The following is a 24,706-nucleotide window of genomic DNA, read 5'->3' on the forward strand; positions in this document are numbered from 1 at the left end:
CCATGAATGCAATCCCTCTCGAACACGGACTGGCGCTTGCCGGTGTGCTGTTCTGCTTCGGCCTGGTGGGCCTGATGGTACGACGCAACATCCTGTTCGTACTGATGAGCCTGGAAGTGATGATGAACGCTGCCGCGCTGGCCTTCGTGGTCGGTGGCGCCCGCTGGGGCCAGCCTGACGGCCAGGTGATGTTCATCCTGGTGCTCAGCCTGGCTGCGGCCGAGGCCAGCATTGGCCTGGCGATCCTGCTCCAGCTGTATCGCCGCTTCCATACCCTCGATATCGACGCTGCCAGCGAGATGCGCGGATGAACCTGCTGCCCCTTACTTTCCTGTTCCCCCTGGTCGGCTTCCTGCTGCTCTCGTTCTCCCGCGGCAAGTGGTCGGAAAATCTCTCGGCACTGGTGGGTGTCGGCTCCGTGGGCCTGGCGGCCCTCTCCGCCTTCTGGGCGATCTGGAGCTTCCACAGCAACCCGCCCGAAGGTGGCGCCTACAGCCTGGTGCTGTGGCAATGGATGAGCGTTGGCGACTTCAAGACCAACTTCACCCTGTACCTGGACGGCCTGTCGGTCACCATGCTCGGTGTGGTCACCGGCGTCGGTTTCCTGATCCACCTGTTCGCCTCCTGGTACATGCGCGGTGAAACCGGCTACTCGCGGTTCTTCGCCTACACCAACCTGTTCATCGCCAGCATGCTGTTCCTGGTGCTGGGCGATAACCTGCTGTTCATGTACTTCGGCTGGGAAGGCGTGGGCCTCTGCTCCTACCTGCTGATCGGTTTCTATTACAACCACGTACCCAACGGCAACGCAGCGCTCAAGGCCTTCATCGTGACCCGCGTGGGTGACGTGTTCTTCGCCATCGGCATGTTCATCCTGTTCCAGCACCTGGGCACGCTGAACATCCAGGAACTGCTGGTCCTGGCTCCGCAGCACTTCGCCAAGGGCGACCTGTGGATCAACCTGGCAACCCTGATGCTGCTCGGCGGCGCCGTCGGCAAGTCCGCCCAGCTGCCGCTGCAGACCTGGCTGGCCGACGCGATGGCCGGTCCGACTCCGGTCTCCGCGCTGATCCACGCCGCCACCATGGTCACCGCGGGCGTCTACCTGATCGCCCGCTGCCACGGCCTGTTCGAGCTGGCTCCGAACGTCCTGGAGCTGGTCGGCATCATCGGTGCCGTGACCCTGGTGCTGGCCGGCTTCGCCGCGCTGGTGCAGACCGATATCAAGCGCATCCTCGCCTACTCGACCATGAGCCAGATCGGCTACATGTTCCTGGCCCTGGGCGTTGGCGCCTGGGGTGGCGCGATCTTCCACCTGATGACCCACGCCTTCTTCAAGGCCCTGCTGTTCCTTGCTTCGGGTGCGGTGATCGTCGCCTGCCACCATGAGCAGAACATCTTCAAGATGGGTGGCCTGTGGAAGAAGCTGCCGCTGGCCTACGCGAGCTTCGTGGTCGGTGGCGCGGCCCTGGCCGCCCTGCCCTTCCTGACCGCCGGCTTCTACTCCAAGGACGAGATCCTCTGGGAAGCCTTCGCCAGTGGTCACCCGAACCTGCTGATCGCAGGGCTCGTCGGTGCCTTCATGACCTCGCTGTACACCTTCCGCCTGATCTTCATCGCCTTCCACGGCGAAGCGAAGACCGAAGCGCACGCCGGCCATGGCATCAGCCACTGGCTGCCGCTGGGTGTCCTGATCGTGCTCTCCACCTTCGTCGGCGCGCTGATCACCCCGCCGCTGGCCGGCGTCCTGCCGGAAAGCGCCGGTCACGCTGGTGGTGAAGCCAAGCACAGCCTGGAGATCGCCTCGGGCGCCATCGCCATCGCCGGTATCCTGCTGGCGGGCCTGCTGTTCCTCGGCAAGCGCCGCTTCGTCAGCGCCGTCGCCCAGAGCGCACCGGGCCGCTTCCTCGGCACCTGGTGGTTCCACGCCTGGGGCTTCGACTGGCTGTACGACAAGCTGTTCGTGAAACCCTACCTGCTGATCTGCCGCCTGCTGGCCGCGGACCCGATCGACAAGACCCTGGTCCTGGTCCCGCTCACCGCCCGCGGTGGCAACAAACTCCTCAGCCTCACCGAGAACGGCCGCCTGCGTTGGTATGCCGCTTCCCTGGTGGGCGGCGCCGCGCTGCTCCTCGGCGCGCTGCTGCTGGCTTAATGAATTCACGAAAGAGATTGAGCCCGACATGATTCTGCCCTGGCTAATCCTGATCCCCTTCATCGGCGGCTTCCTTTGCTGGATCGCCGAGTACACCAGCAAGACCCTGCCCCGCTGGGTCGCCCTGGGATCGATGGTCCTCACCCTGGCGCTGAGCCTGTGGGTGTGGCACACCGGCGACTTCCAGCTGGCCCCGGCGCCGGGTGGCGAGCCGCAGTGGACCCTGCAGTTCCAGGTACCCTGGATCGAGCGTTTCGGTATCAGCGTGCACCTGGCAATGGACGGCCTGTCCCTGCTGATGGTCGCGCTGACCGGCCTGCTCGGCGTGCTGTCCGTCCTCTGCTCGTGGAACGAGATCCAGCGCCGCATCGGCTTCTTCCACCTGAACCTGCTGTGGATCCTGGGCGGCGTGATCGGCGTGTTCCTCGCCGTCGACCTGTTCCTGTTCTTCTTCTTCTGGGAAATGATGCTGGTGCCGATGTACTTCCTCATCGCGCTCTGGGGTCACAGCTCGGACGATGGCAAGAAGACCCGCATCTATGCCGCCACCAAGTTCTTCATCTTCACCCAGGCCAGCGGCCTGGTGATGCTGGTGGCGATCCTGGGCCTGGTGTTCGTGCACTACAACAGCACCGGCGTACTGACCTTCAACTACGCCGACCTGCTCAAGACCCAGCTGCCACCGCACACCGAGTGGATCCTGATGCTCGGCTTCTTCGTCGCCTTCGCGGTGAAGATGCCGGTGGTACCGGTGCACTCCTGGCTGCCGGACGCCCACGCCCAGGCGCCGACCGCCGGTTCCGTGGACCTGGCCGGCATCCTGCTGAAGACTGCCGCCTATGGCCTGATCCGCTTCGCCCTGCCGCTGTTCCCCAATGCCTCGGCCGAGTTCGCCCCGATCGCCATGACCCTGGGTCTGATCGGTATCTTCTACGGCGCCTTCCTGTCGTTCGCCCAGACCGACATCAAGCGCCTGGTGGCCTACTCCTCCGTGTCGCACATGGGTTTCGTGATGATCGGCATCTACTCCGGCAGCCCGCAGGCGCTGCAGGGCGTGGTCGTGCAGATGATCGCCCACGGCCTCTCCGCCGCCGCGCTGTTCATCCTGTGTGGCCAGCTGTACGAGCGCCTGCACACCCGTGACATGCGCAAGATGGGCGGCCTGTGGTCGCGCATCCCGTACCTGCCGGCCGTGGCCCTGTTCTTCGCCACTGCGTCGCTGGGTCTGCCGGGCACCGGCAACTTCGTCGGTGAATTCCTGATCCTGCTGGGCAGTTTCAAGGTCGTTCCGGTGATCACCGTGATCGCCACCTTCGGCCTGGTGTTCGGCTCGGTCTACTCGCTGATCATGATCCACCGTGCCTATTTCGGCCCGGCCAAGTCCGACACTGCCATCGCCGGCCTGAACGCCCGCGAACTGCTCATGGTGCTCGGCCTGGCGGTGCTGCTGATCGTGCTCGGCGTCTACCCGCAGCCGGTCCTCGACACCTCCGCGGCAACCATGCACGGCGTCCAGCAATGGCTGGGTGCCGCCCTCTCCACTCTGGCAGCACGGTAAGCGCGAAATGACCTTCACGATTCAACACTTCATCGCGCTCCTGCCACTGCTCATCACCAGCGCCACCCTGGTGGTGGTGATGCTCGCGGTAGCCTGGAAGCGTAACCACTCGATGACCGCCACCCTTTCGGTGATCGGTCTGAACCTGGCCCTGCTGTCGATCATCCCGGTGCTGAAAGTCACCCCGATCGAAGTCACCCCGCTGCTGGTGATCGACAACTTCGCCTGCTTCTACATGGCCCTGATCCTGATCGGCGCCCTGGCCTGCACCACCCTCGCCCATGCCTACATGGAAAGCTTCCCGGGCAACCGCGAGGAACTGTACCTGCTGCTCCTGCTCTCCACCGCAGGCGGCCTGGTACTGGTCAGCGCGCAGAACCTGGCCGGCCTGTTCATCGGCCTGGAACTGCTGTCGGTGCCGGTCTACGGCATGGTGGCGTACGCCTTCTTCAACAAGCGCACCCTGGAAGCGGGCATCAAGTACACCGTTCTGTCCGCCGCCGGCTCCGCGTTCCTGCTGTTCGGCATGGCCCTGCTCTACGCCGAGTCCGGCAACCTGGGCTTCGCTGCCATCGGAGCCTCGCTGGCCGAAGGCACCAGCCATGGCCCGCTGCTGGCCATCGGCGTCGGCATGATGGTCGTCGGCCTGGGCTTCAAGCTGTCCCTGGCACCGTTCCACCTGTGGACCCCGGACGTCTATGAAGGCGCGCCGGCGCCGGTCGCCACCTTCCTGGCCACCACTGCCAAAGTCGCTGTGTTCGCCGTGCTGCTGCGCCTGTTCCAGATCGCTCCGGCGGCCCTGAACAACGGCCTGCTGCATGACGCCATCGCGGTCATCGCCATCGCCTCGATCCTGATCGGTAACCTGCTGGCGCTGACCCAGAGCAACATCAAGCGCCTGCTGGGCTACTCGTCCATCGCCCACTTCGGCTACCTGCTGATCGCCCTGGTGGCGAGCAAGGGCCTGGCCGTGGAAGCGGTCGGCGTGTACCTGACCACCTACGTCGTCACCACCCTGGGCGCCTTCGGCGTGGTCACCCTGATGTCCACCCCGTACAGCGGCCGCGACGCCGACGCGCTGTTCGAGTACCGCGGCCTGTTCTGGCGCCGTCCGGTGCTGACCGCAGTGATGACCGTGATGATGCTGTCCCTGGCCGGCATTCCGCTGACCGCCGGCTTCATCGGCAAGTTCTACATCGTCGCCACCGGCGTCGAGTCCCAGCACTGGTGGCTGGTCGGCGCCCTGGTCCTGGGCAGCGCCATCGGCCTGTTCTACTACCTGCGCGTGATGGTGACCATGTTCCTGGTCGAGCCGAACATGAAGCGCCACGACGCGCCCCTGGACTGGGCTCAGCGCGCCGGCGGCATCATGCTGGTGGCCATCGCCCTGCTCGCCTTCTTCCTCGGTGTCTACCCGCAACCGCTGCTGGACCTCCTCCAGCACAGCGGCCTGGTAGCCGTCGCCGGCTAAGGTCGACAGGCAATGAAAAACCCCGCTTCGGCGGGGTTTTTTGTTGGGCGGGAATCAGGAGATACCGGCTTTTCGTAGGATGGGTGGAGCGCAGCGATACCCATGCTGCTGGCGCACGTCATTGATGGGTATCGCTTCGCTCCACGCCATCCTACAAGGCTCGCGCCCTACTCCGCCGCCTTGGGCGTCTCCCCTTCGCGGCCGGTGAACAAGTCCCAGGAGGCCATGAACAGCGCCGCGATCAGCGGGCCGATGACGAAGCCGTTGAGACCGAACAGCGACATGCCGCCGAGGGTTGAGATCAGCACCACGTAGTCGGGCATCTTGGTGTCCTTGCCCACCAGGATCGGGCGCAGGATGTTGTCCACCAGGCCGATCACCACCACGCAGAACAGTGTCAGCACCACGCCCTGCCAGATCGCTCCGGTGAGCAGGAAATAAGCCGCCACCGGCACCCAGATCAGCCCCGCGCCGATCGCTGGCAGCAGCGAAAGGAAGGCCATCAGCGTGCCCCACAACAACGAACCCTGGATGCCGAGGAACCAGAAGATCAGCCCGCCGAGTGCGCCCTGGGTCGCGGCGACGGCGATGTTGCCCTTCACCGTGGCGCGGATCACCGTGGTGAACTTGGTGAACAGGTGCTGCTTGTGCTCCGCACTCAGCGGCACCGCCTGCTTGATTCGGCGCCCCAGCGCCGGGCCGTCGCGCAGGAGGAAGAACAACAGGTAAAGCATGATGCCGAAGCTGATGACGAACTCGAAAGTATTCTGGCCGATGCTGAAGGCCTTGGTCGCCACGAGTTGGCTGGCCTGCATCGCCCCCGTCGAGAGCTTTTCCTGCAGGCTGGAAAGGTCCGCCAGGTCGAAGCGCTCCAGCAGCTGATGCGCCCACGCCGGGAGCGCAGCGACGGCCTGCTGGTAGTACACGATGAAATTCAGCTCACCCGACTTCAGTCGCTGGTAGACCGTCGCTCCCTCCTGCACCAGCGCCCCGGCGATGAAGGTCACCGGCAGGATCACGATCAGGAAGCACACGCCGAGGGAAATCAGCGCGGCGAGGTTGTTGCGCCCGTTGAGCTTCGTCCTCAGGCGGCGTTGCAGCGGAGCGAAGATGATCGCCAGGATGGTGCCCCAGAAGACCGCCCCATAGAACGGCAGCAGGATCCAGCCGAAGGCGAGCGTCACCACCAGCAGCAGGGCGAGGAATGTCCGGTATTCCAGTTTCGATTCGAACATGAGCGGGTCCGTGAAAGGTTAAACCAGCTCATTAGTCAGCAGTTGGCCTGCCGAGTGCAACTTTCGCAGCGCGCTCCCTGCGCTCATGTGCGCTAAAGCACCATGGCCGCCACCCAGCCGAACGCCAGCAGCGGCAGGTTGTAGTGCAGGAAGGTGGGCACTACGGTGTCCCAGATGTGGTTGTGCTGGCCGTCCACGTTCAGCCCGGAGGTCGGACCGAGGGTGGAGTCCGATGCCGGCGAGCCGGCGTCACCCAATGCTCCGGCTGTGCCGACGATGCTGACAATGGCCAGTGGACTGAAGCCCAGGTGCGCCGCCAGCGGCACGAAGATCGCCGCGATGATCGGCACCGTGGAGAAGGACGAGCCGATGCCCATGGTCACCAGCAGACCCACCAGCAGCATCATGAAGGCGCCCAGCGCCTTGCTGCTGCCGATCCAGCCGGCGGCGCTGTCCACCAGGCTCGCGACCTGCCCGGTGGCGGTCATCACCGCGGCGAACCCCTGGGCGGCGATCATGATGAAGCCGATCATGGCCATCATCTTCATGCCTTCGGTGAACAGGTCGTCCGCTTCCTTCCAGCGCACCACGCCGGACAGCGAGAACACCAGGAAACCCACCAGCGCACCGAGGATCATCGAGTCCAGCAGCAGTTGCACGGCAAAGGCCGACGCGACCGCGACGCCTGCCACCACCAGGCTCATCCTGCTGTAGGGCGTATCGACCCGCTCGACCTGTTCGATGCGCTCCAGATCGTAGACACGCTTGCGACGGTAACTGAACAGCACCGCCATCAGCAGGCCGCAGACCATCCCCAGCGCTGGAATCAGCATGGCGTGAGTGACATTGATGCCTTGCACGCTCACACCCGCCCGCTCGACGTTGGCCAGCAGGATCTGGTTCAGGAAAATGTTGCCGAAGCCAACCGGCAGGAACATGTAGGGCGTGATCAGGCCGAAGGTGATGACGCAGGCGATCAGCCGGCGGTCGATCTGCAGGCGGGTCAGCACGTAGAGCAGCGGTGGCACCAGCAACGGAATGAAGGCGATGTGGATGGGCAGGATGTTCTGCGAAGAGATTGCCACCACCAGCAGCAGGCCGACCATCATCCACTTGAAGGCGCCGGAGCCATTGGCCTCGTGGTGGCCGAGCATTGCCAGGGCACGATCGGCAAGGGCGTGCGCCATTCCGGAGCGCGCGATGGCCACGGCAAAGGCGCCCAGCATGGCGTAGGACAGCGCCACCGTCGCACCGGCCCCCAGTCCTTCGTTGAATGCCTTGAGCGTGCCGTCCATGCCCAGGCCACCCAGCAAACCACCGGCCACCGCGCCGGCGATCAGTGCGACCACCACATGCACGCGACACAGGCTCAGCACCAGCATCAGGCCAATGGCGATCAACACCGCATTCATCTCTATCACTCCTCTCACGGATCGCCGCGCAGGGCGCGGACAAAAGGCGCGCACTCTGCCAAACACTCGGCGAGGTGTCAAAACCCGTGTCGAATCAGGACGTTTCGGCAATTGGCGGCGGGATTTTCACCGAAGTGCGCACGCTTTTTGCCTGAAAGTCGCCGGCCGTCATAACAGCACGCCAGAATCGCCTGTTTTCTGGCGATTCGCCCCGTCACGGGTCAAGAAGATGCGGGAAAAGCCGATATACCGGGCATTCCCGAGGTTTCGTTAAAACAAGGACCCCTCTCCATGTTGCTGCGCCGTCTCTCCATCCAGTGGAAGATCACGTTGCTCGCCGGGCTCTGCCTGCTCGGCGTCGTCTCGCTGCTTTCCGGTCTGTCCGTCTACCGCACCCAACACAGCACCGCGCTGGTCAAGCAATCGAGCACCGAAATGCTCGATGAAGCGGCCAAGGCGCGACTGCAATCGCGCGGTGAAGTCCAGGCCATGCGCATCCAGCGCTACATCATGGACGCCTACCAGTATGGCAAGGGCTTCTCGCGGCAGGTGCTCTTCCTGCGCGATCAGGCGCAGAAGCGCTTCCTCGACGCCTATGACCTGCGCGAAGACCTGACCCGCCAGGTGAAGACGGCGCTGGAAGGCAACCCGGAACTGCTGGGCCTCTACGTCGCCTTCGAACCCGATGCGCTGGATGGCAAGGACAAGCTCTTCGCCGGCCAGGGCGAGCTGGGCAGCAACGACGCGGGGCGCTTCTCCATCTACTGGTCCCAGGCCACGCCGGGCCACCTGGAATCCGAAGCCATGGCCGAGTCGCTGCTGCAGGACACCAGCCCCGGCCCGAGCGGCAGCGCTTACAACGCCTGGTTCACCTGCCCCAAGACCACCGGCCAGCCCTGCGTGCTCGACCCGTACTTCGACGAAGTGGGCAAGAAGAAGATGCTCATGACCAGCATCGCCTTCCCGCTGGAGCTGGACGGCAAGGTCATCGGCGTCATGGGCCTGGACATCAGCATGGAGAAGCTGCAGGAGATCAGCATCGAGGGCAGCCGGGAGCTGTACGACGGCCAGGGCCGCGTGAGCATCGTCAGCGCCGCGGGCCTGCTCGCCGGCCACAGCGCAGACGCCAGCAAGCTGAGCAGGAAGCTGCAGGAGGTCTATCCCAACCAGGGCACTGAGCTGCTGCAGGCCATCGCCGCCAACCATGAGCAGGTGTTCCGCCAGGACGACCAGTTGCGGGTGGTCGAGCCGTTGCAACCGATCCCCGGCTCCAAGCCCTGGGGCGTGCTGCTGGAAGTCCCGCAGAATGTCCTGCTCGGCCCGGCCATCGAGCTGCAGAACGAACTGGACGACCAGCGCACGCAGGGCACCGCCTACCAGCTCGGCTTCGGTCTGATCGCCATCCTGATCGGCCTGTTCGCCATGTGGCTTACCGCCCGTGGCGTGACCCGGCCGATCCTCAACGTCGCCGCCATGCTGCGCAACATCGCCAGTGGCGAAGGCGACCTGACCAAGCGCCTGGACTACAGCGGCAAGGACGAGCTGGGCGAACTGGCCGGCTGGTTCAACCGCTTCCTCGACAAGCTGCAGCCGATCATCCGCGACGTGAAATCCTCGGTGCAGGATGCCCGTGCCACCGCAGACCAGTCCTCGGAAATCGCCAGCCAGACCAGCGCCGGCATGCAGCAGCAGTTCCGCGAAGTCGACCAGGTCGCCACCGCCTCCCAGGAAATGAGCGCCACCGCCCACGACGTCGCCAACAGCGCCGCCATGGCCGCCGACGCTGCCCGTGGCGCCGACGGCGCGACCCGCGATGGCCTGAGCGTGATCGATAACACCACCCGCCTGATCGACGAACTGGCCAGCGACATGAGCAGCGCCATGAGCCAAGTGGAAGGCCTTGCAGCCAGCAGCGAGCAGATCGGCTCGGTGCTGGAAGTGATCCGTGGCATCGCCGAGCAGACCAACCTGCTGGCCCTCAACGCCGCCATCGAAGCGGCCCGCGCCGGTGAAGCCGGCCGCGGCTTCGCGGTGGTCGCCGACGAGGTGCGCAACCTCGCCAGGCGCACCCAGGATTCGGTGGAGGAAATTCGCCAGGTCATCGAGGGCCTGCAGAACGGCACCCGTGATGTGGTCGGCGCGATGAGCAACAGCCATCGCCAGGCGCAGGACAGCGTGTCCCAGGTCGAGCAGGCCGTGGCTGCGCTCAAGCGCATCGGCGACGCGGTGGGGGTGATCACCGACATGAACCTGCAGATCGCCAGCGCCGCCGAAGAGCAGAGCGCGGTGGCCGAGGAGATCAACCGCAACGTCGCTGGCATCCGTGACGTGACCGAATCGCTGTCGAGCCAGGCGCAGGAATCGGCGCAGGTCAGCCAGTCGCTGAACAAGCTGGCGAACCATCAGCAGGGGTTGATGGATCAGTTCCGCGTCTGATGCCCGGAAGATGAGGCCCGCTCCCGCCGGAGCGGGCCATGCCCGCGTTACGCCGGCAAGGTCGGCACGCGATCAGACCGCACGGCGCGGCAACTCGACCACCACACGCAACCCGCCCAGCTCGCTGCCTTCAAGCCGCAGACCACCGCCACAGGCCGCCGCAATATCCCGCGCGATCCCCAGGCCCAGGCCATGACCGGCCACCTGTTCATCCAGCCGCGTGCCACGCTCCAGCACACTGTCACGCTGGTCTTCGGCAATGCCGGGACCATCGTCCTCCACGCTCAACCAGTAGGCCTCAGCGCCCTTCTCCACCGTCAACCGCACCTGGCCGTCGGCCCATTTGCAGGCGTTGTCCAGCAGGTTGCCGAGCATTTCCAGCAGGTCCTCCCGGTCATATGGCAGACGGGTTGCGGGTGGCGCCTGCCAGTCGATGGCGAGATGGTCACCATGGATGAGCTTGAGCATGTCGCACAGGCTCGGCAGCTCCGCATCGCAATCGAAGTGGGCGCCGGGCAGCGCTTCGCCCACCAACCGCGCCCGCCCCAATTCACGCGCCAGACGCTGTTCGATCTGCTCCAATTGTTCCTGCAGCACGCGCCGCAGCTCGGGGTGGTCGCGCAGTTCCTCGCGGTCAGCAAGGCTGATCAGCACGGCCAGGGGCGTCTTCAGCGCGTGGCCGAGATTGCCCAGCGCATTGCGCGAGCGGCGCAGGGTGTCCTCGGTGTGCTGCAGCAAGTGGTTGATCTGCTCCACCAGTGGCTCCAGCTCGCGCGGCGCCTGGCTGTCCAGCTGGCTGCGCTGGCCTTCCTGCAACTGGGCGATCTGCTGGCGCACGCGCTCCAGCGGGCGCAGCGAGCGGCGCACGGTGAACCCCTGGAACACCAGGATCAGCAGTAACGCCAGCGCGCCGGCGCCCAGGCCGATGTTGCGCAAACGATTGAAGCTCTTGAGGACGGGCGTGTAGTCCTGCGCGACGACAATGCTCAAGTGCTTGCCGTAACGCTTGTAGTCGCCGCGATAGACCAGCAGGCGCTGGCCATCCGGACCTTTTTCCAGCTTGCTGGCCAGCCCCTTGTGCGACGGCAGCTTCAGCTCGTTGTCCCATAGCGAGCGCGAACGCCAGGTCTGGTCGTCGAAGCGGATGACGAAGTAGCGCCCCGAGAACAACCGCTCATAGGCCGCATCGACACGCTGGCCGTCCAGTTGCAGCCCCGCCGGGCCACGGGTGATGCCCACCAGCAGGCTTTCCGCCTCGTCCTGCAGCCCATTCACCAGATAGCGGCGCAGGCCCTGGTCGAACAGCCAGATGCCCGCCTGAGCCAAGGCCAGGCCGACCACCACCAGCACCACGCCGAGCCCGAGACCGAGCCGGCGCTGGATCGACATCAACGGCCGACTCCGTTGCCGGTGAAGCGATAACCCTGGCCGCGGCGGGTCTCGATGACCTCGCGGCCAAGCTTGCGGCGCAGGTGGTTGATATGGACCTCGATGACGTTGGAATCGCGCTCGGTTTCGCCGTCATACAGGTGCTCGGCCAGGTGCGATTTCGACAGAAGCTGGCCGGGGTGAAGCATGAAGTAACGCAGCAGGCGGAACTCGGCGGACGTCAGGTCGACCTCCTTGCCGCCCTGTTGCACGCACTGGCGCGACTCGTCCAGGCTCAGGCCGGCCACTTCCAGCTGGCTCTGGTTGGCCAGCCCGCGGGCACGGCGCAGCAGCGCCTGGATGCGCAGCAGCAGCTCCTCGGGATGGAACGGCTTGGTTAGGTAATCGTCGGCACCGGCCTTCAGGCCATCGATGCGCTCGGCCCAGGAGCCGCGCGCGGTGAGGATCAGTACCGGTATCGAAAGTCCCATGCCACGCCACTCCTGCAACACTTCCAGGCCGGGGCGGCCCGGCAGGCCGAGGTCGAGGATCACCAGGTCGTAAGGTTCGCTGGCACCCTGCACGGCGGCATCGCGGCCGTCGGCCAGCCAGTCCACCGCATAACCCTGGCGGGTCAGGGTTGCCAGCAGCTCATCGGCCAGGGGTACGTGGTCTTCCACCAGCAGCAGGCGCATCAGTCGTCTTCCTTATCCTTGAGGATGCGACCGTCGCGGGCATCCAGTTCCAGTTCGCGCACCACGCCTTCGGTGGTCAGCAGCTCCACCTCGTAGATGTAGGTGTTGTGCTCCTTCTCCAGCTCGGCTTCGAGCAGGCGCGAGCCGGGATAACGGCCCAGCGCGGCGGGGAGGATTTCCTCGAAGGGGCGGATCACCCCTTCCTTGCTCAGGCGCAGGGCTTCGTCCTGGCTCAGGTCATGGGCCTGCGCGACGCCAGCCATGGCGACGAGCGCCAGGCCAAGCAGCACCACGCGGGGCAGAACGGTCTTCATCAGTCATCCTGGTGATCGGTGAGGACTTCGCCGGTGACCGCATCCAGCTCGACATCCCACTTCACGCCCTGGGCGTCCTTGATGTCGACCTTGTAGAGATAGCGGCCATGCTCCAGCTCGAGCTCGCTATCGTACACCGAACCGCCGGCATGCTTGGCCAGCGCGGTGCGGTTCAGCTCCTCGAAGTTGCGGATGGTGCCGGCATCGCGCAGGCGCAAAGCCTCGTCCGGGCCAATGTCGTGGGCCGTGGCAACGCCTGCGCCCAGCAGCAGGGCGGAAAGCGCGGTCAGGATCAGCAGCCATTTCATGAGCGTACCTCGTCAGAATTTCACGGCTGTCAGACTACGGAGAAGGACTTAATTCAAGCTGAATCGACAAGGGACATTCACTCCGTGAAGTATCCTTGCTCCTGGCCCACAGGCTCTATAATCGCGGCCTGCCACAGCGAGGCCCGCATGACCGCCATCCAGATCAAGACCCCTGCCCTCACCCTCAAGGCCGGAAGCCGAGCGCTCCAGCGCATCCGCGAACAAGGGCTGGCCCCCGCCGATGTCGGCATTCTTCCCGGCGCCGCCGGCGGCCCGAAGGCGCTGGGCATCCAGGGCCTGGACCTCGCGCTGTTCGGTGAATGGCTGCCGCGCGCACCGCGCGAGCGTTCGCTGATCGGCGCCTCCATCGGCTCCTGGCGCTTCGCCAGCGCCTGCCTGCCAGACCCGGCCGAGGGCATTCGCCGCCTGGGCGAGCTGTACACGCAGCAGCGTTTTGCCCGTAATGCGAGCATCAGCGACGTGTCGAAAAGCTGTGCGACGATGCTCGACGACCTGCTCGATGGCCATGACGCCAAGGTGCTGGATAACCCCTGGTACCGCCTCAACGTGGTCGTGGTGAAGAGCCACGGACGACTTGCGCAGGACGGCAAGGCCAACCTGGGGCTGGGCCTGGGCGCGGTGATCCGCGACAACCTGGTGGGCCGCCGCCACCTGCACCGGCACTTCGAGCGGCTGATCATTCATGACGCCCGCCGCGCGCCGCCGCTGGAGGCGCTGTCGGACTTCCCCTCGCGCTATCTGCACCTGGACCTCGCCAACCTGCGCCACGCCCTGCTCGCATCGGGCTCCATCCCCATGGTCATGGAAGGCGTGCGCGACATCCCCGGCGCCGGCCCTGGCACCTACCGCGACGGAGGACTGCTGGACTACCACCTGGACCTGCCCTACCAACCCGACGGCGTGGTGCTCTACCCGCACTTTACCGACAAGGTCATCCCCGGCTGGTTCGACAAGGGCCTTCCCTGGCGCCGTGGCGACGCCGGCCGCCTGCAGGATGTACTGTTGCTGGCACCGTCAAGGGATTACCTGGCGCGCCTGCCCCACAACAAGCTGCCCGACCGCAAGGACTTCCACCGCTACCTTGGCGACGACGCCGGTCGCGAGCGCTACTGGCGCAAGGCAATGGACGAGAGCCAGCGGATGGGGGACGAGTTCCTTGAACTGGTAGACAGCGGTCGCCTCGGCGAACGCCTGCAGCCGCTGACATAATTGGCGGCTTCACCCTCCGGCAAGGAACCGCCATGACTCACTCTCCAATGCTTCGCTCGCTCCTGATCTCTCTCCTGCTCGTCGGCACGGGCACGCAGGCCGCCGTCGATGCAAAGGCGCAGCAGGAAATCACCCAACTGCTGGACTTCGTCGAGCACAGCGCTTGCCAGTTCATCCGTAACGGCAGCGAGTACCCGGCCGCCGAGGCGCGCGCGCACCTGCAGAAGAAGCTGGATTATCTGGAAAACAGGGACATGGTGAGCAGCGCGGAAGACTTCATCGAGCGCGCCGCGACCAAGAGCAGCATGAGCGGCCAGCGCTACCAGGTCGATTGCCCGGCGGGCAAACAGGACGCCAGCGCCTGGCTGAATGACGAACTCAAGCGGCTGCGCCAGGCCCCGCCAGGCAACTGAGCATTACCGTCGGAGCGGACTCCGTCCGAGATTGGCCCGAGGCCGCTCAGCGGGCGGAAAATCATCGCGGACAGCGTCCGCTCCTACCCTAGCCGGTTCATCCAGGAGCGGGCCATGCCCGCGAACCGCCGTCGAAGACAGCGTTACCGCATCACTCCGATCAGCCCGGCTGCCCATCCAGCCGCGGCTTCCAGAACATCGGGCCGTAGTACCAGGCAAACATCAGGAAGGCCGCCACCCAGCACACCGCCGCGATGCTCAGACCTCCCAGCGGCCACCAGATGACCAGCAGCACCCGTGCAACGCCCCCCAGGTTAAGCAACCCAAAGGCAAGCGACATCGACTTCGGCGGTTGCAGCGGGCGGCCGGTATGGCCAAGGCTGACCCGCGCGATCATCGCCAGAATCAGCCCGCCCACACCGCCCACCGTGAGCATGTGGATCGCCAGGCTCGGATTGAAGGTCGGCGAGAAGTGCCACAGCGCCATGCCCGCCGGGGCCAGCATCATCCACAGGTAGGCCAGGTGCAGCGACCAGAGCAGCGGCACGCCCCAATAGTCGTTGTCGTACCAGCGCCACAGGCGGATCAGGTGCCCGACCGCCAGCGCGGCGAACAGCAGGCCGACCAGCGGGTGCGGAGCCAGGCCGATGCCGATTGCGCTCAGCACCGCCACCAGCATCGTGCCGCCCAGCAGTGCGTTATCCAGCCAGTTCCAGGCCGGCACCTGAGTCGTGCGGCCCAGCCCACGCTGGGTGAAGAAGGGAATCACGCGGCCGCCGATCAGGCCCATCAGCGCCGCCACCAGCCACAACGCACCCAGCGCACCGCCACGTTGCCAGGCATCGTTGCCGGCCCAGATGCCGGCCATCACCAGCGCGTCAGCGAGTGTCATCAGGCCCAGCACGGCGATGACCGGATAATTGCGCTTCTGGCGGACCTGCCACAGGCTGCGACCGATGAAGAACGCCAGCGCCGGCATGAACGCCAGCTCCAGAACGGTGACCAGCCACAGCGGCGCTCCCACGAGCCAGCCCACCCGCGCTGCCAGCCAGACCAGCGATAACACCATCAGCGGCTTGCCGCTGATGCCGGGGCGACCGGTCCAGGTCTGCACCGCGGTGAGCAGGAAACCGGCGATGATCGCCGCCGCAAAGCCGAAGAGCATTTCATGGCGGTGCCAGGCCAGCCAGCCCCCCAGTGGTTGCCAGGCCGGCAGCACATCGAGCAGCACGGCCGCCCAGGCGGCGATGCCGATCAGCGCGAACACCGCGCCGCCGAGGAAGAACGGGCGAAAGCCCAGGCGCCACAGGGGCGGTATGGTCAGCAGAGCCTTTCGATCAACCAGTAACACAGCAAGCCTCCCAGCCTTCCTTGCGCATCTGATGTTGAGCCACCAGCCGCAGCACGTAGCCCAGCTTCAATAATGTCGGGCCGAGGATGGTGAAGGCATGCGCTGCGACAATGCTCTGCAGGTTCAGATGGCCATCGACGAAATAGGCTCCCACGATCCCCAGCAGCAGCAGGACGAGCCCGCCGGTCAGCAGCGACCAGGACATCGACAGATTGCGTTGTGGGCAGGCGAAAAGACTTTCCATCACACACCTCCTCGGGTTGCGCCGGCCCGCCATCGGGCCGGCGCTCAGGTTCAGGCCTCCAGCGCGCTGGCCGGGCCGAAGAACTCGTAGTGGGACTGTTGCTCGGGCACGCCGATCTCGCGCAGGTGACGCTTCACCTGGGCCATGAACGGCTTGGGACCGAGGAAATAGGCGTCCAGGTCGCGGTCTTCCGGCAGCCAGTCGGCCAGCAGTTCGCGGCTGAGGAAGCCTTCGGCATGGGATGCGTCCTGCGAACGCGGCTCGCTGTAGCAGAAGTAATGCTTGAGCTGCGGATGCGCGTCGGACTGCGCCTCGACCCACTCGCGGAATGCATGCGCGCCGCCGTGGCGGGCGCAGTGGATGAAGTGCACTTCGCGACCGGACGCCAGGGCCGGCTTGAGCATCGCCAGTGCCGGAGTGATGCCGACCCCGGCAGTGATCAGGGCCAGCGGTTTGTCGCCGTCCCGCAGGACGAAATCGCCCGCCGGCGGGAACAGGTCGAGCTCGTCACCCACGTTCAGGCGATCGTGCAGGTAGTTGGAAACCTTACCTTCGGGCTCGCGCTTCACGCTGATACGGTACTCACGGCCGTTGGGCGCGTCGGACAGCGAGTAGGTGCGGCGGACCTCCTCCCCGCCGATTTCCAGGGACAGGCCGATGTACTGGCCGGGCTGGAAGTCCAGTAGCGACTCGCCATCCAGCGGTTGGAAGTAGAAGGAGGTGATCTCCTCGCTCTCGACTTCCTTGCGCACGATGCGGAAGCGCCGGGCGCCACGCCAGCCGCCAGGTTGCTCGGCATTCTGCTGGTACACCGATTCCTCGGCGCCGATCAGGATATCGGCCAGTTGGCCATAGGCGGCGGCCCAGGCGTCGATCACCTCCTGGGTGGCAATCTCCTCGCCGAGGACCTCGCGAATCGCGCGCAGCAGGCAGCTGCCGACGATCGGGTAGTGTTCCGGCTGGATCTGCAAGGCAACGTGCTTGTTGACGATCTTCGCCACCAGCGGGCCGAGCTGCTCCAGCTCATCGATATGGCGGGCATACATCAGCACGCCGTTGGCCAGCGCGCGCGGCTGATCGCCGGAAACCTGGTGCGCCTGGTTGAACAGCGGACGAACTTCCGGGTACTCGCTGAGCATCATCTTGTAGAAGTGCTGGGTCAGGGTTTCTCCGCCGGTCTCCAGCAGCGGGACGGTAGCCTTGACCAGGGTACGGTGTTCGTTGGACAGCATGTGGATCTCCTCGGGTTGGCCAGGCGGTGAGTGGGGTCGCCTGTGCTCTCTGCCTCAGGTATTTCAGGAAGCGTGCCAACCCCGCAGCCCAGTAATCACGGGACCTTTAATGGAAATAGAGTCATAATGACCCCTACTGACCAGCGTCAGAATGACTGCATAGAGGTCAAAATGACTCGAAACCCGCTACTGGCCACCCTCCTCCCCCTGGTGGCCGACCTGTCCCGCGAACTGCCGGAAAGCGAACGTTATCGCCGTCTGCTGGAAGCGCTGCGCGACCTGCTGCCGTGCGATGCCACCGCCCTGCTGCGACTGGAAGGCGACCAACTGGTGCCGCTGGCCGTCGATGGCCTGAGCCAGGACACTCTCGGCCGCCGCTTCAAGATCAGCGAACATCCACGCCTGCGCGCCCTCATCGAGCATCCCGGCCCGACGCATTTCGCTGCCGACTGCGGCCTGCCCGACCCCTACGACGGGCTGGTGGAGGGGTTGCACGGCCATCTTGAAGTCCACGACTGCCTCGGTTGCCCGTTGCTGGTCGACGAACAGCCCTGGGGCCTGCTGACGCTCGATGCGCTGGACCCCGAGCGCTTTTCCACCGCAGACCTGGACAACCTGCAAGCCTTTGCCAGCCTCGCCGCTGCCACGGTCAAGGCCAGCCAGCGCATGACCGACCTGGCCCAGCGCGCCGAGCACGAGCAGCAGCGCGCCGACGCCTACCAGCGCGCCTCCGGCGATCAGCCCAGGGAACTGATCGGCCAGAGCAAGTCGCACCAGGCGCTGATGAAGGAAATCCAGGTAGTGGCCGGCAGTGACCTGAGCGTGCTGATCACCGGCGAAACCGGCGTCGGCAAGGAACTGGTCGCCCAATCCATCCACGCCAATTCGCTGCGACGCGCCCAGCCGCTGATCAGCCTGAACTGCGCGGCGCTGCCGGAAACCCTGGTGGAAAGCGAACTCTTCGGCCACGTCCGTGGCGCCTTCTCCGGCGCAGTCGGCGAGCGACGCGGCAAGTTCGAGCTGGCCGACGGCGGCACCCTGTTTCTCGATGAAGTGGGCGAGCTGCCGCTGGCGATCCAGGCCAAGCTGCTGCGCGTGCTGCAGAGCGGCCAGTTGCAGCGCCTGGGCTCGGACCGCGAACATCACGTGGATGTGCGCCTGATCGCCGCCACCAACCGCGACCTTGCCGAGGAAGTCCGTGCCGGCCGCTTCCGCGCCGATCTCTACCACCGCCTGAGCGTCTACCCGTTGCGCGTTCCGCCGCTGCGCGAACGCGGCAATGACGTCTTGCTCCTGGCCGGCTATTTCCTCGAACAGAACCGCCCACGCCTGGGGCTGCGCAGCCTGCGCCTGACCCGCGAAGCCCAGGCCGCGCTGTTCGATTACCCCTGGCCGGGCAACGTGCGCGAACTGGAACACCTGATCGGCCGCGCTTCCCTCAAGGCACTGGCAAACCACTCGCAGCGCTCGCGCATCCTCAGCCTGGGCGTCGACGATCTCACCCTGAATGCCCTGCACAAGGGCGTTCCGAATGTGGAGGCGAGCCAAGGCGACGACACCTCCGGTGTGGGCATGGTCGGCGAGCTGCGCCCGGCGGTGGACGCATTCCAGCGCCGGATGATCAGCCAGAGCCTGGAGCGCCACGAAGGCAACTGGGCAGCCGTCGCCCGTGAGATGGGCCTGGACCGCGCCAACCTCAACCGCCTGGCAAGACGCCTGGCGATCAAGTGAGCCGCTGGCCGGATCGGCCGGCCCGAAGGGCGCGATAGTGATAGACTATGCGCCCATTTTCCGGCCGGCCCGTTCCAGGGCCGGCGATCGTCACAGAGCACGCTACTTTGGAATTGTTCAAGGAATTCACCTTCGAGTCCGCCCACCGCCTGCCCCACGTTCCAGCAGGGCACCAGTGCGGACGCCTGCATGGTCACTCCTTCCGGGCCGCCATCTATATCGAAGGCGAGGTCGATCCGCATACCGGCTGGATTCGTGATTTCGCCGAGATCAAGCAGATCTTCAAGCCGATCTACGACCAGCTCGACCACAACTACCTGAACGACATTCCCGGCCTGGAGAACCCGACCAGCGAGAACCTCTGCCGCTGGATCTGGCAACAGCTCAAGCCGCTGCTGCCGGAGCTGTCCAAGGTGCGCGTGCATGAGACCTGCACCAGCGGTTGCGAATACCGCGGCGACTGAGTCGCGATAAATGGAAAAGCCGGCTTGCGCCGGCTTTTTTGTGCCTAGAAAAGGCCCAGCTGCCGGTCGACCAGCGCGCTGAAGTCATCGTCCACGAACGGCAGGATGGCATCGGCGATGGGCTGTAGCTGCCGGCTGACGTAGTGGTCGTAATCGATCGGCGAGCTGAGCGTCTCCATCGGTTCCGGGCCATTGACCGTGATGACGTAGCTGATCCAGCCGCCGCGCTGGTACTGACGCGGGCGCCCCTGGCGCTCGTTGTAATCATCGGCGATGCGCGCGGCACGCACGTGGGGCGGCACGTTGCGCTCGTAGTCGCCGAGCTGGCGGCGCAGGCGCTTGCGGAAGATCAGCAGCTCATCCTGCTCGCCCGCCAGCGTGCGGTTCACGTAATCGCGGACGAACTCGCGGTACGGCTGGCGCTGGAAGATGCGCAGGTACAGCTCCTGCTGGAACTGCTGGGCCAGCGGCGACCAGTCGGTGCGCACGGTTTCCAGGCCCTTGAAGACCATCTCGTCGCTGCCGTCGGCGCGCCGCACAAGGCCCGCGTAACGCTTCTTGCTGCCCTCTTCCGCGCCACGGATGGTCGGCATGAGGAAGCGCCGGAAGTGCCGCTCGAACTGGATCTCCAGCGCGCTCTCAAGTCCGTATTCCTCGCGCAGGTGTTCGACCCACCACTGGTTGACGTGGTTGACCAGCGCACGACCGATACCGGCCGCCTCTTCCTCGTCGTGGGCGCGGCCGAGCCAGACGAAGGTGGAATCGGTGTCGCCGTAGATCACCCGGTGTCCCTGCCCCTCGATAAGCTCGCGGGTGCGCCGCATGATCTCGTGGCCGCGCATGGTGATGGACGAGGCCAGGCGCGGATCGAAGAAGCGGCAGCCGCTGGAACCCAGCACGCCGTAGAAGGCATTCATGATGATCTTCAGGGCCTGGGACAGCGGCGCGTTGCCGTCGCGCTTGGCGGCGTCGCGGCCCTGCCAGACGCGCTCGACGATCGCCGGCAGGCAATGCTGGGTCCGCGAGAAACGGCCACCGCGGAAACCAGGAATCGACGCCTCGTCCGACGGGTCGCTCAAGCCTTCCACCAGCCCCACGGGGTCGATCAGGAAGGTGCGGATGATCGACGGATACAGGCTCTTGTAGTCCAGCACCAGCACCGACTCGTAGAGCCCCGGCCGAGAATCCATGACGAAACCGCCGGGGCTGGCCTCCGGCGCCTTCCCGCCGAGGTTTGGCGCGACGTAGCCCAGGCGGTGCATCGGCGGCAGGTACAGGTGGGTGAAGGCCGCCACCGAGCCGCCGCTGCGGTCCGCCGGCAGCCCGGTGACGCTGGCGCGTTCGAGCAGGAAGTCGAGGATGCGGGTCTTCTCGAAGATGCGCGTGACCAGCTCGCAGTCCTTGAGGTTGTACTTCGCCAGCGCCGGCTTGTCCTCGGCGAAACGGCGGTCGATCTCGGCCATGCGATCATAGGGGTTATCGATGGACTTGCCCTCGCCCAGCAGTTGCTGCGAGACGCTCTCCAGGCTGAACGACGGGAAGCTCCAGAACGCCGAGCGCAGCGCCTCGATGCCGTCGATGATCAGCCGGCCCGCCGCGGCGGCGAAGTAGTGGTTGCTCGAGGCGTGCTGCCGCCAGCCCATCTCGTCGCCGCCACGCCCCAGCCGCAGCGGGATCTCCAGGCGCTTGGCGTGTTCCTGCAGCACGCGCAGGTCGAACTGCACCAGGTTCCAGCCAATGATGGCGTCGGGGTCGTGCTCGACCAGCCACTGGTTCAGGCGCTCCAGCAGTTGCGCGCGGCTGTCGCAGTACTCCAGCTCGAAATCGCGCTCGCCGTCGATGCCGTTGGCCGGGCCGAGCATGTAGACCTGGCGTTGGCCGCAGCCCTCCAGGGCGATGGAGTAGAGATCGCCACGGATGTTGGTTTCGATGTCCAGCGAGGCCAGTTTCAGCTTCGGCCGATAGCCCGGATCGGGGCGCAGTTGCGCCGTGACGATGCTGCCGCCCTCGCCGGGCTCACCGCTGAAGCTCACCGGCGCGGTGATGAAGCGCTCCATCAGGTAGCGCTCGGGCGGGCGGATGTCCGCCTCGAACACCTCGACGCCCGCCTCGCGCAGGCGCTTTTCCAGGTTCATCAGTTGGCGATGCTGCTGGCAATAAAGGCCCAGCACCGGGCGCTGCTGGAAATCGCGCAGGCCCAGCGGGCGCAGTTCGGCGCCGCGTTCGCCGGCCAGCAGCTTTTCGGCGCGGGCGCGCTGTTCGCCCGGCACGAAGGCCACCGAGGTCTGCGGCGGCAGCAGCACATGCCGGGGCCCTTCATCGGTGGCCAGCCAGAAGCCCACCTCCGTACCTTGGGGCGTATCCCGCCAATGTCGGGTCAGGACGAAACCCTGCCTTGCCTCCACGCTCTAACCACCCGTCTGTCGATTCATGCCGACATTCTAGCGGGCCGTCCGGGGATTCGTTGCAAGGCGTGTAAATCCGACCGATGCGTTTGACGCACGCCCCGCGTCTGCCCAAGCTAGCGGGCTTTCGTTTGCCTGCCAGGACCTGCCCGTGACCGATTCGTCCCGCCACTGGACCCGCCCTCTCGTTGCTACCCTCTGCTTCGCCACCCTGCTCTCGGGCTGCGGCCTGTTCGGCAAAAAGCCCGAAGAGGCCCAGGCGCCCACCTATTCCAAGGCCGACTGGTCGGACCTGCCACAGACCGCCGATACCGACGTACTGCAAGGATTCAGCGCCTGGCGCTCGGCCTGCGCGGTGCGTCTGAAGAAGGATGACATCTGGGCCGCGACCTGCGCCGACGCCGCCAGCGTGCCGACCTCCGCCCCGGCCATCCGCCAGTTCATGCAGGCCCACCTGCAGCCCTACCAGCTGCGTTCCGCCGAGGGCAGCAAGAACGGCCTGATCACCGGTTACTACGAGCCGGTCTACCGCGGCAGCCAGCAACGCGACGCCCAGCACACCGTGCCGGTCTACGGCGTGCCGAAGGACCTGATTACCGTGGCGCTGGACAGCGTCTATCCGGAGCTCAAGGGCAAGCGCCTGCGCGGCAAGCTCGAAGGCAACACCCTGGTGCCCTACGCCGATGCCGCCGGCATCCGCCGCGATGGGGTCAACGCGCCCGTGCTGGCCTGGCTGCCCGACCCGATGGACCTGCAGTTCCTGCAGATCCAGGGCTCCGGCCGCGTGGAGCTCGCCTCCGGCCGCCAACTGCGCCTGGGCTACGCCGAGCAGAACGGCCGCCCCTACAAGCCAGTGGGCCGCTGGCTGGTGGAACAGGGCGAGCTGAGCAAGGAAGAGGTCAGCATGGCGCGTATCCGCGACTGGGCCCGCGCCCATCCGCAGCGCGTCGACGAACTGCTGGCTAGCAACCCCAGCTACGTGTTCTTCAGCCAGCGCCCGGACAGCAACGAGGGCCCGCGCGGCTCTCTGAACGTGCCATTGACGCCAGGCTACAGCGTGGCCATCGACCGCAAGGTGATCCCGCTGGGCAGCCTGATGTGGCTCTCCACCACCCGCCCGGACGGCGCGCCGGTGGTGCGCCCGGTAGCCGCTCAGGACACCGGCGGCGCCATCGTCGGCGAGGTGCGCGCGGACCTGTTCTGGGGCACGGGCGATGCAGCCGGCGAGCTGGCTGGGCACATGAAGCAGGACGGCCAGCTGTGGCTGCTGTGGCCGAAGGACAAGGCGCTGCCCGGCGCCTGATCCTAGCGTAGGAAAATAGAGGAAATTCCTACTCGTCCTACAGAGCTCCCTGAATCACCGGCCACACCGCCCACCGGAAAATGGTCGGCGAACCCAGGCACTCCCCTGGCTTCGCCGACCCCCCATCCGAACGCGGTGACCGCCATGAAGAAGCACCAGCCCCCCCTCCGCTCGCAGCGCCAGCACCGTGGCTGGCCGCTGGACTATGACGTGCTCTGCTGGATCGGCGCCATCGCCCTGATCCTGCTGTTCTTCGGCATCGATCAGTTCTTCGTTGCAGAACTGCCGGGCACCGGCGTCATCGAGCACCAGCGCAGCGTTCCCCAACGCATCGACTTGCCCGCAGTCCAGGCGCTGGCCACGGTGAACCATAACCGCCAGTAACCGGTTCAGCTGCTCTGACGGAACTGCCCCGGCGTCATCCCGCTCCAGCGGCGGAACGCCTTGGCGAACGCGCTCTCGTCGGAGAAGCCCAGGCGCTCGGCCACCTCTCCCAGCCGCGACGATTCGCGCAGCAGCTGCTCGGCCATGCCGTGCAACACCTGCTCGCGCAGCAGCTTGAAGCTGGTGCCCTCGTCGGCCAGCTTGCGGTTGAGATGACGCCCGCTGAGTTCCAGCTGATCGGCCACCTTCTCCTTGCCCCAGCGCGGGTTCTGCCGCAGCAGTTGCTGCACGCGGGCAGCCAGGCTCTGCGCACCCAGGCGCTCGAGCTGCGCATCGGCCAGCGCACGCAGGTGCTCGCGCATCAGCGAATTGGCCTGGATCAGCGGAACTTCAAGATCGGTGACAGCGAAGCTCAGAGCGTTCTCGGCGCAGGCGAAATCCACCGGGCACTCCAGCAGCTCGACGTAACGCGTGGGCTCACCTCGCGCCGCATGACTCAGGGCCAGTCGCTGCGGCCTGACCCGGTCGCCGGTGATCCAGCGGGTCAGGTGCACCAGGCTCGCCAGCGCGGCCTCTACGCGCTCCTCGCGGCGCACGGTATAGCTGGGGCGATAGACCAGGCGCACCTGCGTCGCGTCCTGCTCGCGCTGGAACTCGCTGCCCTCGGCGATGATCGGGTAATACTCGAGCAGGGCATCCAGCGCCTCGCCGTAGTGATCGCAGCTCATCAACAACGCGCCGACCATGTCCAGATGACCGACCTGCAGGGCACTGCCCAGGCGCAGGCCCAGCAAAGCGTCGCCCGAAGCCGCACAGATGGCTTCCCAGAAGGCGTCCTGACGCTGCAGGGGAATGCGCGGTTCGAGGCTGGCCGCCTGCAGCCCGGCAGGCACTGTCAGCCCCAGGCGCTGGGCGGCCTGCAGGATGCCCTGGGCGTAATGGACGGTAATGGTGTGCGGCATGGTCCCGAATTAACCGGCGAAGGTCCCGATTGAGC

Annotated in this window: 22 protein-coding genes; 11 read left to right on the forward strand and 11 right to left on the reverse strand. The window is 65.9% G+C overall.

Annotated features, from left to right (window positions below; all coding sequences use genetic code 11):
* Positions 1-2 precede the first annotated feature (2 nt).
* Genes nuoK through nuoN form a run of 4 tightly spaced genes read left to right on the forward strand, consistent with a single transcriptional unit; the run spans position 3 to position 5,184 of the window.
* Positions 3-311: an NADH-quinone oxidoreductase subunit NuoK gene (gene nuoK, locus MJ122_RS09085; protein WP_017517116.1), complete on the forward strand. Its 309-nt coding sequence runs from the start codon at positions 3-5 to the stop codon at positions 309-311.
* Positions 308-2,155, forward strand: coding sequence for an NADH-quinone oxidoreductase subunit L (nuoL, locus tag MJ122_RS09090; protein ID WP_239743837.1), 1,848 nt, complete (start codon positions 308-310; stop codon positions 2,153-2,155). Before nuoK ends, nuoL begins: the two co-directional genes overlap by 4 nt.
* 28 nt (positions 2,156-2,183) lie before the next feature.
* Entirely contained in the window at positions 2,184-3,713 is a 1,530-nt protein-coding gene (gene nuoM, locus MJ122_RS09095) for an NADH-quinone oxidoreductase subunit M (protein ID WP_088421490.1), read from the forward strand.
* Positions 3,714-3,720: 7 nt separating this feature from the next.
* Positions 3,721-5,184 carry an NADH-quinone oxidoreductase subunit NuoN gene (nuoN, locus tag MJ122_RS09100; protein WP_239743839.1) on the forward strand — a complete coding sequence of 488 codons (1,464 nt, stop codon included), beginning with the start codon at positions 3,721-3,723 and terminating at the stop codon, positions 5,182-5,184.
* A gap of 167 nt (positions 5,185-5,351) precedes the next feature.
* Here nuoN and MJ122_RS09105 read toward each other — a convergent pair whose 3' ends face one another.
* On the reverse strand, positions 5,352-6,419 hold the full coding sequence (locus MJ122_RS09105; RefSeq protein WP_088421488.1) for an AI-2E family transporter: 1,068 nt from the start codon (positions 6,417-6,419) through the stop codon (positions 5,352-5,354).
* 92 nt (positions 6,420-6,511) lie between these two features.
* On the reverse strand, positions 6,512-7,831 hold the full coding sequence (locus MJ122_RS09110; protein WP_239743841.1) for a Na+/H+ antiporter NhaC family protein: 1,320 nt from the start codon (positions 7,829-7,831) through the stop codon (positions 6,512-6,514).
* Positions 7,832-8,122: 291 nt separating this feature from the next.
* Between MJ122_RS09110 and MJ122_RS09115 the strand changes: the two genes are divergently transcribed.
* Positions 8,123-10,267, forward strand: a complete 2,145-nt coding sequence (locus tag MJ122_RS09115; RefSeq protein WP_239743843.1) for a methyl-accepting chemotaxis protein — start codon at positions 8,123-8,125, stop codon at positions 10,265-10,267.
* A gap of 72 nt (positions 10,268-10,339) precedes the next feature.
* Here MJ122_RS09115 and MJ122_RS09120 read toward each other — a convergent pair whose 3' ends face one another.
* From MJ122_RS09120 to MJ122_RS09135, 4 genes are read right to left on the reverse strand one after another with little or no spacing between them, the layout of a single operon-like run.
* The gene (locus MJ122_RS09120; RefSeq protein ID WP_172419297.1) at positions 10,340-11,659 is read right to left on the reverse strand and encodes a sensor histidine kinase; all 1,320 of its coding nucleotides are present in this window, start codon (positions 11,657-11,659) and stop codon (positions 10,340-10,342) included.
* Entirely contained in the window at positions 11,656-12,330 is a 675-nt protein-coding gene (locus tag MJ122_RS09125) for a response regulator transcription factor (protein ID WP_017516512.1), read from the reverse strand. The genes MJ122_RS09120 and MJ122_RS09125 overlap by 4 nt, the downstream gene beginning before the upstream one ends.
* Positions 12,330-12,644 carry a PepSY domain-containing protein gene (locus tag MJ122_RS09130; protein ID WP_239743845.1) on the reverse strand — a complete coding sequence of 105 codons (315 nt, stop codon included), beginning with the start codon at positions 12,642-12,644 and terminating at the stop codon, positions 12,330-12,332. Before MJ122_RS09130 ends, MJ122_RS09125 begins: the two co-directional genes overlap by 1 nt.
* Positions 12,644-12,952, reverse strand: coding sequence for a PepSY domain-containing protein (locus tag MJ122_RS09135; RefSeq protein WP_017516514.1), 309 nt, complete (start codon positions 12,950-12,952; stop codon positions 12,644-12,646). Before MJ122_RS09135 ends, MJ122_RS09130 begins: the two co-directional genes overlap by 1 nt.
* Positions 12,953-13,099: 147 nt before the next feature.
* Between MJ122_RS09135 and MJ122_RS09140 the strand changes: the two genes are divergently transcribed.
* Positions 13,100-14,182 (forward strand): patatin-like phospholipase family protein, encoded by a 1,083-nt coding sequence (locus tag MJ122_RS09140; protein WP_239743848.1) that lies wholly within the window; start codon positions 13,100-13,102, stop codon positions 14,180-14,182.
* A 32-nt stretch (positions 14,183-14,214) separates the two neighbouring features.
* Positions 14,215-14,595 (forward strand): DUF5329 domain-containing protein, encoded by a 381-nt coding sequence (locus MJ122_RS09145; protein ID WP_239743850.1) that lies wholly within the window; start codon positions 14,215-14,217, stop codon positions 14,593-14,595.
* A 160-nt stretch (positions 14,596-14,755) separates the two neighbouring features.
* On the opposite strand, the gene MJ122_RS09150 is transcribed toward MJ122_RS09145, so the two are convergent.
* From MJ122_RS09150 to hmpA, 3 genes are read right to left on the reverse strand one after another with little or no spacing between them, the layout of a single operon-like run.
* A complete protein-coding gene (locus MJ122_RS09150; RefSeq protein WP_239743852.1) occupies positions 14,756-15,946 on the reverse strand; it encodes an NnrS family protein in 1,191 nt (396 codons plus the stop codon).
* Entirely contained in the window at positions 15,933-16,190 is a 258-nt protein-coding gene (locus MJ122_RS09155; RefSeq protein WP_081520504.1) for a transmembrane sensor/regulator PpyR, read from the reverse strand. Before MJ122_RS09155 ends, MJ122_RS09150 begins: the two co-directional genes overlap by 14 nt.
* A gap of 50 nt (positions 16,191-16,240) precedes the next feature.
* Positions 16,241-17,422 (reverse strand): NO-inducible flavohemoprotein, encoded by a 1,182-nt coding sequence (gene hmpA / locus MJ122_RS09160; RefSeq protein WP_239743854.1) that lies wholly within the window; start codon positions 17,420-17,422, stop codon positions 16,241-16,243.
* Between the two features lie 171 nt (positions 17,423-17,593).
* On the opposite strand from hmpA, the gene norR reads away from it, so the two are divergent.
* Positions 17,594-19,153, forward strand: a complete 1,560-nt coding sequence (gene norR, locus MJ122_RS09165; RefSeq protein ID WP_088421478.1) for a nitric oxide reductase transcriptional regulator NorR — start codon at positions 17,594-17,596, stop codon at positions 19,151-19,153.
* 107 nt (positions 19,154-19,260) lie between these two features.
* On the forward strand, positions 19,261-19,617 hold the full coding sequence (gene queD / locus MJ122_RS09170) for a 6-carboxytetrahydropterin synthase QueD (RefSeq protein ID WP_017516521.1): 357 nt from the start codon (positions 19,261-19,263) through the stop codon (positions 19,615-19,617).
* Between the two features lie 44 nt (positions 19,618-19,661).
* On the opposite strand, the gene MJ122_RS09175 is transcribed toward queD, so the two are convergent.
* Positions 19,662-22,022, reverse strand: a complete 2,361-nt coding sequence (locus MJ122_RS09175) for a DNA polymerase II (protein ID WP_239743856.1) — start codon at positions 22,020-22,022, stop codon at positions 19,662-19,664.
* A gap of 151 nt (positions 22,023-22,173) precedes the next feature.
* Here MJ122_RS09175 and MJ122_RS09180 point away from each other — a divergent pair, with 151 nt between their 5' ends.
* Both MJ122_RS09180 and MJ122_RS09185 read left to right on the forward strand, forming a co-directional pair.
* Positions 22,174-23,325 (forward strand): murein transglycosylase A, encoded by a 1,152-nt coding sequence (locus MJ122_RS09180; RefSeq protein ID WP_239743858.1) that lies wholly within the window; start codon positions 22,174-22,176, stop codon positions 23,323-23,325.
* A gap of 144 nt (positions 23,326-23,469) precedes the next feature.
* Positions 23,470-23,709, forward strand: coding sequence for a hypothetical protein (locus MJ122_RS09185; protein WP_239743860.1), 240 nt, complete (start codon positions 23,470-23,472; stop codon positions 23,707-23,709).
* A gap of 5 nt (positions 23,710-23,714) precedes the next feature.
* Here the strand turns inward: MJ122_RS09185 and MJ122_RS09190 are convergent, their stop codons facing one another.
* Positions 23,715-24,671: an AraC family transcriptional regulator gene (locus MJ122_RS09190; protein ID WP_239743861.1), complete on the reverse strand. Its 957-nt coding sequence runs from the start codon at positions 24,669-24,671 to the stop codon at positions 23,715-23,717.
* Positions 24,672-24,706: the final 35 nt, after the last annotated feature.

This window comes from Pseudomonas sp. DP-17 (genome assembly GCF_022380625.1).
Lineage (GTDB): Bacteria > Pseudomonadota > Gammaproteobacteria > Pseudomonadales > Pseudomonadaceae > Pseudomonas > Pseudomonas nitroreducens_A.

What these genes read in the sequence shown, in the direction of transcription:
- nuoK (WP_017517116.1), top strand. Translation starts at nt 3, where the DNA reads ATGAATGCAATCCCTCTCGAACACGGACTGGCGCTTGCCGGTGTGCTG.
- nuoL (WP_239743837.1), top strand. Translation starts at nt 308, where the DNA reads ATGAACCTGCTGCCCCTTACTTTCCTGTTCCCCCTGGTCGGCTTCCTG.
- nuoM (WP_088421490.1), top strand. Translation starts at nt 2,184, where the DNA reads ATGATTCTGCCCTGGCTAATCCTGATCCCCTTCATCGGCGGCTTCCTT.
- nuoN (WP_239743839.1), top strand. Translation starts at nt 3,721, where the DNA reads ATGACCTTCACGATTCAACACTTCATCGCGCTCCTGCCACTGCTCATC.
- MJ122_RS09105 (WP_088421488.1), bottom strand. Translation starts at nt 6,419, where the DNA reads ATGTTCGAATCGAAACTGGAATACCGGACATTCCTCGCCCTGCTGCTG.
- MJ122_RS09110 (WP_239743841.1), bottom strand. Translation starts at nt 7,831, where the DNA reads ATGAATGCGGTGTTGATCGCCATTGGCCTGATGCTGGTGCTGAGCCTG.
- MJ122_RS09115 (WP_239743843.1), top strand. Translation starts at nt 8,123, where the DNA reads ATGTTGCTGCGCCGTCTCTCCATCCAGTGGAAGATCACGTTGCTCGCC.
- MJ122_RS09125 (WP_017516512.1), bottom strand. Translation starts at nt 12,330, where the DNA reads ATGCGCCTGCTGCTGGTGGAAGACCACGTACCCCTGGCCGATGAGCTG.
- MJ122_RS09130 (WP_239743845.1), bottom strand. Translation starts at nt 12,644, where the DNA reads ATGAAGACCGTTCTGCCCCGCGTGGTGCTGCTTGGCCTGGCGCTCGTC.
- MJ122_RS09135 (WP_017516514.1), bottom strand. Translation starts at nt 12,952, where the DNA reads ATGAAATGGCTGCTGATCCTGACCGCGCTTTCCGCCCTGCTGCTGGGC.
- MJ122_RS09140 (WP_239743848.1), top strand. Translation starts at nt 13,100, where the DNA reads ATGACCGCCATCCAGATCAAGACCCCTGCCCTCACCCTCAAGGCCGGA.
- MJ122_RS09145 (WP_239743850.1), top strand. Translation starts at nt 14,215, where the DNA reads ATGACTCACTCTCCAATGCTTCGCTCGCTCCTGATCTCTCTCCTGCTC.
- MJ122_RS09155 (WP_081520504.1), bottom strand. Translation starts at nt 16,190, where the DNA reads ATGGAAAGTCTTTTCGCCTGCCCACAACGCAATCTGTCGATGTCCTGG.
- hmpA (WP_239743854.1), bottom strand. Translation starts at nt 17,422, where the DNA reads ATGCTGTCCAACGAACACCGTACCCTGGTCAAGGCTACCGTCCCGCTG.
- norR (WP_088421478.1), top strand. Translation starts at nt 17,594, where the DNA reads ATGACTCGAAACCCGCTACTGGCCACCCTCCTCCCCCTGGTGGCCGAC.
- MJ122_RS09185 (WP_239743860.1), top strand. Translation starts at nt 23,470, where the DNA reads ATGAAGAAGCACCAGCCCCCCCTCCGCTCGCAGCGCCAGCACCGTGGC.
- MJ122_RS09190 (WP_239743861.1), bottom strand. Translation starts at nt 24,671, where the DNA reads ATGCCGCACACCATTACCGTCCATTACGCCCAGGGCATCCTGCAGGCC.